This is a genomic window from Monashia sp. HAY1-5C (genome assembly GCF_056755255.1).
On the sequence record NZ_JBPGXG010000193.1, the window covers coordinates 1 to 6,516 of the forward strand.

Sequence of the window (6,516 nt, forward strand, 5' to 3'; positions counted from 1 at the left end):
GATCTACACTCTCTCCGTCGTCGGCAGCGTCAGATGTGTATAAGAGACAGGGCGAGGGGCACGAGCCCGTCGACCTCATGACGCCGGCGGAGGTCGCACGGCTGTTCCGGGTGTCGGTCACCACGGTGACCAAGTGGGCACGCTCTGGCCTGCTGCCGTGCGTCCGGACGCTCGGTGGGCACCGCCGCTTCGAGCGGCGCGACGTGCTCGACCACCTCGAGCGCACGACCGGCGCGCGCCCCGACGACGAGCCCGGCCGGCCCTGACGCGAGCGAGCGGTCCGTGCACCGGCCGCGTCGCACGGCGTCGGGTGCGCTGTCGGGTGCGCCGTCAGGTGGGCAGCGGGTCGCCGGCGGAGACGAGGCGCTCCCAGCGGACGCGCCGAGCCCGCCACGTGAAGACGGCGAGCTTGGCCAGCTCCTCGACGATGCGAGCGAGGAAGATGCCGACGTAGCCGAGGGGCGTGTGCAGGCCGAGCAGCACGGCGAGCGGCAGGCCCACGACGAAGGCGCCGGCGGCATCGCCCATGATGACGCCGCGCACGTCGTCGGCGCTCGGCAGGACGCCGGCGCCGATGATCATGTTGCGCACCTTCACCACCTGGAAGGCGGCGTTGAGGAGGATGCCGACCCCGGCCATGACCCGCACGTCCTGCCCGGCCCGGCCGAAGAGCGCGTCGAGCAGCAGCACCGAGGTGGCGAAGAGGGCGCCGAAGACGGCGGCGGTTCCCAGCCCGGCCCGGGTCAGGCGACGCACCCACGCCACCGCGTCACGGACGTCACCGCGCCCGACCGACCGGCCGACGAGCGTCGTGGTGGCACTCATCAGCCCGATGCTGCCGACGATGAAGACACCCTCGAGCGTCGTGACGATCTGGGCCGCGGCCAGGGCCTCGTCACCGAGCTGCTGGAAGACGACGTTGTAGAGGAAGGTGCCGACGGTCCAGAACAGCTCGGTCACGCCCAGCGGCAGGGCGAGGACGAACAACGGCACGACCACGGCCCGCCACTGCCGCAGGCTGTGCGGCACGCTCCAGCCGACCGCGCCGCGCCGGTAGGCCATCCAGAGCAGGATGAGCGCCTTGGCGACCGCCGTTGCGAGCGTGGCCCAGCCGGCTCCCGCGGCGCCGAGCGCCGGGAACGGCCCGATCCCCGTGACGAGCGCCAGGGCGATCCCGGAGTTCGCCACGACGGTCACCATCGTCGCGATCATTGGGCTCGTCGGCCGGCCCACGGAGCGCAGCATGCCGGACAGGACGGCGCTGAGCATGACCGGCAGGGTCGCGAGGACGGTGAGGCGGAAGTAGCCCGTGCCGGCGGCCGCGACGGAGGGCGAGGCCCCGACCAGCGCCATGAGGTGCTCGGACAGGAACCACGGCACGACCGACACGACGGCGCCGAGACCGAGGGCCACGAGGACGGCAGCGGTGACGGTGTGGTCGAGGTCGCGGCTGCGGCCGGCGCCGTGGGCACGCGCGACGAGGATGCTCACGGACGTGCCGAGACAGCCGAGCGTCACCGCGAGGATGAACGTGAGGCTGTTGGAGAAGCCCACGGCCGCGATGGCCGTCGCCCCGAGCCCGCCGACGACGATCTGGTTGACGAAGTTGAGCACGAGCATGAGGACGAACTCCATGCTCACCGGTACGGCGATGCGCGCGATCTCGCGCGCCGGCGACGGTCCGGCCCCGACGGGGGTCCTCCGGGTTCCGCGACGGGTGAGCAGGGCAGGGCGGGGCAAGCGAGTGCCTTTCGACATCGAAGGGGGGAGGGTCGCACGACGGTGCGCGCAGTCGATCGTACGACCTTCAACCACCTGGGTCGAAACGATTTGACCCGGTCAGCAGGCGCCGCTGCCGAGCGGCGTGCCCGGCTCCCGACCGGGCACGCGCCGCTCAGTCGTTCATCGCCTTGATGATCGTGACGGCCAGGCTGACGCGGTCGTGCGCCCACTGGCGCGACGCGTCGTCCGCGGACCTCCCTCGGGTCCCGGAGGTCACGGACCTCACTGCCTCGAGCGCGTTGTCGGCCTCGCGGACGATGGTCCAGGCCCGGGCGCGGCCCTCGTCGAGGCCCGCGTGCTCGCAGATGATCTCGAGTCGTCGGCGCAGCGACCACCGCACCTCGGAGCCGGTGCCCAGCTCGTCGGGGCGGTTCCACAGCGCCGGCGCCACCTCGAAGGCGGGGTCGCCGGCCATCGGCTTCGGGTCGATGGCCAGCCACGGCGACCGGTACGCGCCGAGGACGTTGGTGTAGTGCAGGTCGGTGTGCAGCAGGCGGTCCTCCGCGGGCGGCCGGGCCACCAGCTCACGGGCGAGCGCCGCGGCCTGGTCGAGGTACCGCCGGGGCAGCACCGCCGGGGCCGCCCGCAGCTCGCGCGCCTGCCGTTCCGCGTGGTCGACGAGCCGGGGGACGCGCGGGTGCGGGGGACGACGCAGGGTCCGGAGCAGGTCGCCGATGACGACGCACGCGTCGTCGACCTCCATGGTGGTGAGGTCGCGAGTGTGCAGGCGCTCGAGGAGGAGGACGAACCGCGCGGGGTCGGCACGCAGGAGGCGGACCGCGCCGTGCCCGTTCCACGTCTGCAGGGCGAGTGCCTCGGTCGCGGCCTCCGGGTGCGGCCAGCTGACCTTGAGCACCGCCTCCCCGCTGACGCCGGCGGCCTCGCGCCCCGCGCCGAGCAGCCGGACCGGCAGCGCGACCGAACAGGCGCCGCTCATCGTCCGGCCGACCGGTTCCAGCTCCCACTCGCGCAGCAGGTCACCGAGCAGCACCGGCAGCTCGTCGAGCCAGTCCTCCCCGGAGGCGTAGCCGTCGGCCGCGTAGCCGCTGATGCGATGGGCGAAGTGCGCCGGGATGAGGTCGATGCTCACGAGACGGCCCCGGGGAAGGCGCGCAGGGGCACGTCCCAGTCCACGGCGAGCGCCTGCACGCGCCCGCTCCAGCGGGCGACGTCCTCCACCGACGCGGCACTCGGCGTGGGGCCCGCCAGCTCGCTCGACGCGTCGACCGCGTCGACGAGGACGTCGTGGGCCAGGCGCGCCGCGTCGTGCGGCGTCGTGACGGGGTAGGGGAGGGCCCAACCGCTCGGCATGGAGGCGGAGGCGCCCGAGATGGCGGTCTCGAGGCGCGCCAGGCCGGCGAGGGTGTCGAGGGCCCGGGGTCGGTCGGCGGGACCGGCCTGCGCGGCGACGACCTGGAAGGCGTACACGAGGGGCTGGGTGCGGGCGACGAGCGCGGGTCGGGCCGGGCTCGCCGTGTCGGGGACGGCGACGTCGCTGCCGAGAAGGACGGCTCCGGCGAGCCGCACCGACAGGGCCGCGAGGAGCAGCTGACGCGTCGCCGCGCCGGCTCGGGCGACGTCGGCCCACCGGCTCGGGGGGACGTCGGCCAGGAGGGCGCCGAGGTCGGCGCGGCGGCGCACGCGTTCGGTCGACGCGGTGGCGAGGGCCCGTCGGACGGCTGCGTCGATGACCGCCGAGGGGACGCCGGCGTTGGTGAGCCGGCCGGTCAGCACGCGGCGCTGTTCGCGCTGGACGGCGCGCAGGCGCTCGACCGTTCCGCCCGCGCCGGCCGACACGAGGGCGTCGGCGGCACCGATGAGGACCGCGAGGTCGGCCACGACACGCAGCAGGAGCCCCTCGTCCGGCGCCGGCCGGCGGGTGGGCACGGGCGGCGGGGGCTGGGGCAGGTCGAGGCGCAGGCCACGGTCGACGAGCCAGGCGAGGGCGGCGGCACCGCCGCCGAGGAGGATGAGCCGACGCGGCGGGTTGCCGAGCCGTTCGGACAGCGCGGGCCGCCGTCCCCCCAAGTCGCCGACCATGCCCGGATCCTCCCACGCCCCCCGCCGACGGCGGTCTGCGGCCACCCCGCTGCGCCGATAGAGTGGGCCACGCGGCGTTCCGGACCGACCGGACCGCCCGGCTGGCCCCCGGTCACCCGCGCATCCCGCGGTGACACCGGCATTCGAGAAGAGCAGGAGGCGTCGACGCATGAGCACGGCCCAGGACATCCGAGCGGCTCTCGAACCCGTGCTCGCCCCTCTCGGTCTCGTCGTCGAGGACGTCAGCGTGTCCCCGGCGGGCAAGCGCCGCGTCGTGCGGGTGCTCGTCGACTCCGACATCTCGGGCCTCGACGCCGCCGACACGACGAGCCCCGTCCCGCCCCTCTCGCTCGACTCGGTCGCGGACGCCACGCGCGCGGTCAGCGACGAGCTGGACGCGGGCGACCTGCTCGGCCAGGCGCCGTACGTCCTGGAGGTGTCCTCACCCGGCGTCGGGCGCCCGCTCGCCTCCCGTGACCAGCTCCGGCGCCAGGTGGGCCGGCTCGTCGAGGTCGTCCACCGGGACGGCACCGCCACCGGCCGCCTCGTCGAGATCGGCACCGACGCGCTGGTGCTCGACGTGCCGCCGACGAAGAAGACGCCCGCCCGACGGGTGACCCTCGACCTCGACGCCGTCCAGCGCGGCGTCGTGCAGGTGGAGTTCACGCGGCCGGGCGCGAGCGGCGACGACGCGAACGACGACGCGAACGACGACGCGAACGACGACACGACCTACGACATCGACGACACGACCGACGACACGACCGACGACACGAACGAGCGGGCCGATGACGCGTCCGCCACGGAAGGGAACTCCTGATGGACATCGACCTGGCCGCACTCCGCGCGCTCGAGCGGGAGCGCGACATCAGCCTCGACGTGCTCATCCCCGCCATCGAGCAGGCCCTCCTCGTCGCCTACCACCGGACCGAGGGCAGCTACCGCCTCGCCCGGGTCGAGCTCGACCGCAAGTCGGGGCACGTCGTCGTGTGGGCGCGCGAGGAGGGCGAGCTGTTGCCCGCGGCCGAGGAGGGCGAGCGCCCGCAGCGCGGCGAGCCCGGGCCCGAGTTCGACGACACGCCGGAGGGCTTCGGTCGCATCGCCGCCTCGACGGCGCGTCAGGTCATCGTGCAGCGGCTGCGCGACCTCGAGGACGAGGCCATCCTCGGCGACTTCAAGGGCCGCGAGGGCGACGTCATCTCCGGCGTCATCCAGCAGAGCCAGGACCCGCGCAACGTCCTCGTCGACTTCGGCAGCGTCGAGGGCATCCTTCCCCTCGCCGAGCAGGTGCCGGGTGAGCGCTACGTGCACGGCGAGCGGCTGCGCTGCTTCGTCGTCAGCGTCAAGCGCGGCCCCAAGGGCCCCCAGGTCAGCCTGTCGCGCACGCACCCCAACCTCGTCCGGACCCTCTTCAAGTTCGAGGTGCCGGAGATCGCCGACGGCACGGTCGAGATCGCGGCGCTGGCCCGCGAGGCCGGCCACCGCACGAAGATCGCGGTCCACAGCAAGGTCGCCGGCGTCAACGCCAAGGGCGCCTGCATCGGTCCCATGGGGGCGCGCGTCCGGGCCGTCATGACCGAGCTGCGCGGCGAGAAGATCGACATCGTCGACTACTCCGAGGACCCCGCTGCCTTCGTGGCCGCAGCGCTGTCACCGGCGCGGGTCCAGTCGGTCGACATCGTCGACGCCGCGGCACGCAAAGCGCGTGTCGTGGTGCCCGACTACCAGCTGAGCCTCGCCATCGGCAAGGAGGGCCAGAACGCCCGGCTCGCCGCCAAGCTGACCGGCTGGCGCATCGACATCCGCGCCGACACCGAGGCGGCCGGCGTCGAGGTCACGCCCGAGTGACGCCCGCGTCGCGCGGGCTCCGCCCCGGCGCGCAGGCGCCGTTCGACCCCGTCGAGCGGGCCGGGCCCGTGACGCGGTAGACTGGCGTGTGGCCGACCGGACTGGACTCCGTGCCGAGCCGTCCCGCACCTGTGTGGGATGTCGAGGAACGGATAGCTGGTCGGCTCTGCTGCGAGTGGTCGCGGCGACGGACGCAGGGACCGGGGCGAACGCCCGGGTCGTCCTGCGCCCCGACCCACGCCACCGGTTGCCGGGTCGTGGTGCGTGGCTGCACCCGACGCCCGAGTGCCTCGGGCTGGCAGTGCGCCGTAGGGCGTTCGGACGTGCCCTGCGACTGCAGGCCGCGGTCGACGTGACCGCGGTGGCACGGCACCTCGGCGTCCCGGACGCGTAGCAGCGAACCAGGCGCAGGCGACTCCCGTCGCCCGCGCGTCAGAACCACCAGAAACGAACCAAGGCGGGTTGAAAACGCTATGAGCACCCGATGAGTACTCAGCGATGAGCAAGCCCCAGCAATAACCACGGTTCGGCCACTCCTGTTCAGGCCGGACCGAGACAGGAGAGATGTGGCTAAGGTCCGGGTCTACGAGCTCGCGAAGGAGCTCGGAGTCGAGAGCAAGACCCTGCTCGCACACTTGAAGAGCCAGGGGGAGTTCGTCCGGTCGGCGTCGTCGACCATCGAGCCCCCCGTCGTCCGCAAGATCATCGAGACCTTCCCGCGGGAGGGTTCCGGTGACGGTGCCAAGGGCGACACGAAGCCGGCGGCCAAGCCCGCCGCGAAGCAGGCGGCGCCCGCGCCGTCCCAGCGTCTGTCTCTTATACACATCTGACGCTGCCGACGACGGA

The 6,516-nt window shown here is 73.6% G+C and carries 7 protein-coding genes and 1 pseudogene; 5 read left to right on the forward strand and 3 right to left on the reverse strand.

What is annotated here, in order from left to right; genetic code table 11:
* Positions 1 to 35: 35 nt before the first annotated feature.
* On the forward strand, positions 36 to 266 hold the full coding sequence (locus tag ACR9ZK_RS20165; protein WP_481343749.1) for a helix-turn-helix domain-containing protein: 231 nt from the start codon (positions 36 to 38) through the stop codon (positions 264 to 266).
* 64 nt (positions 267 to 330) lie between these two features.
* Here the strand turns inward: ACR9ZK_RS20165 and ACR9ZK_RS20170 are convergent, their stop codons facing one another.
* From ACR9ZK_RS20170 to ACR9ZK_RS20180, 3 genes are all read right to left on the reverse strand, one after another.
* Entirely contained in the window at positions 331 to 1,740 is a 1,410-nt protein-coding gene (locus tag ACR9ZK_RS20170) for an MATE family efflux transporter (protein WP_481343750.1), read from the reverse strand.
* A gap of 154 nt (positions 1,741 to 1,894) precedes the next feature.
* Positions 1,895 to 2,872: an aminoglycoside phosphotransferase family protein gene (locus tag ACR9ZK_RS20175; protein WP_481343751.1), complete on the reverse strand. Its 978-nt coding sequence runs from the start codon at positions 2,870 to 2,872 to the stop codon at positions 1,895 to 1,897.
* Entirely contained in the window at positions 2,869 to 3,822 is a 954-nt protein-coding gene (locus tag ACR9ZK_RS20180) for a hypothetical protein (RefSeq protein WP_481343752.1), read from the reverse strand. The genes ACR9ZK_RS20175 and ACR9ZK_RS20180 overlap by 4 nt, the downstream gene beginning before the upstream one ends.
* Before the next feature lie 169 nt (positions 3,823 to 3,991).
* Here ACR9ZK_RS20180 and ACR9ZK_RS20185 point away from each other — a divergent pair, with 169 nt between their 5' ends.
* The 4 genes and pseudogenes from ACR9ZK_RS20185 to ACR9ZK_RS20200 form a co-directional block, all read left to right on the forward strand.
* Positions 3,992 to 4,642, forward strand: coding sequence for a ribosome maturation factor RimP (locus tag ACR9ZK_RS20185; RefSeq protein ID WP_481343753.1), 651 nt, complete (start codon positions 3,992 to 3,994; stop codon positions 4,640 to 4,642).
* A complete protein-coding gene (gene nusA, locus ACR9ZK_RS20190; RefSeq protein WP_481343754.1) occupies positions 4,642 to 5,670 on the forward strand; it encodes a transcription termination factor NusA in 1,029 nt (342 codons plus the stop codon). Before ACR9ZK_RS20185 ends, nusA begins: the two co-directional genes overlap by 1 nt.
* 133 nt (positions 5,671 to 5,803) lie before the next feature.
* Positions 5,804 to 6,064 carry a YlxR family protein gene (locus tag ACR9ZK_RS20195; RefSeq protein ID WP_481343755.1) on the forward strand — a complete coding sequence of 87 codons (261 nt, stop codon included), beginning with the start codon at positions 5,804 to 5,806 and terminating at the stop codon, positions 6,062 to 6,064.
* Positions 6,065 to 6,236: 172 nt separating this feature from the next.
* A pseudogene (locus ACR9ZK_RS20200) lies at positions 6,237 to 6,470 on the forward strand (translation initiation factor IF-2 N-terminal domain-containing protein); the annotation flags it as partial.
* Between the last annotated feature and the right edge of the window lie 46 nt (positions 6,471 to 6,516).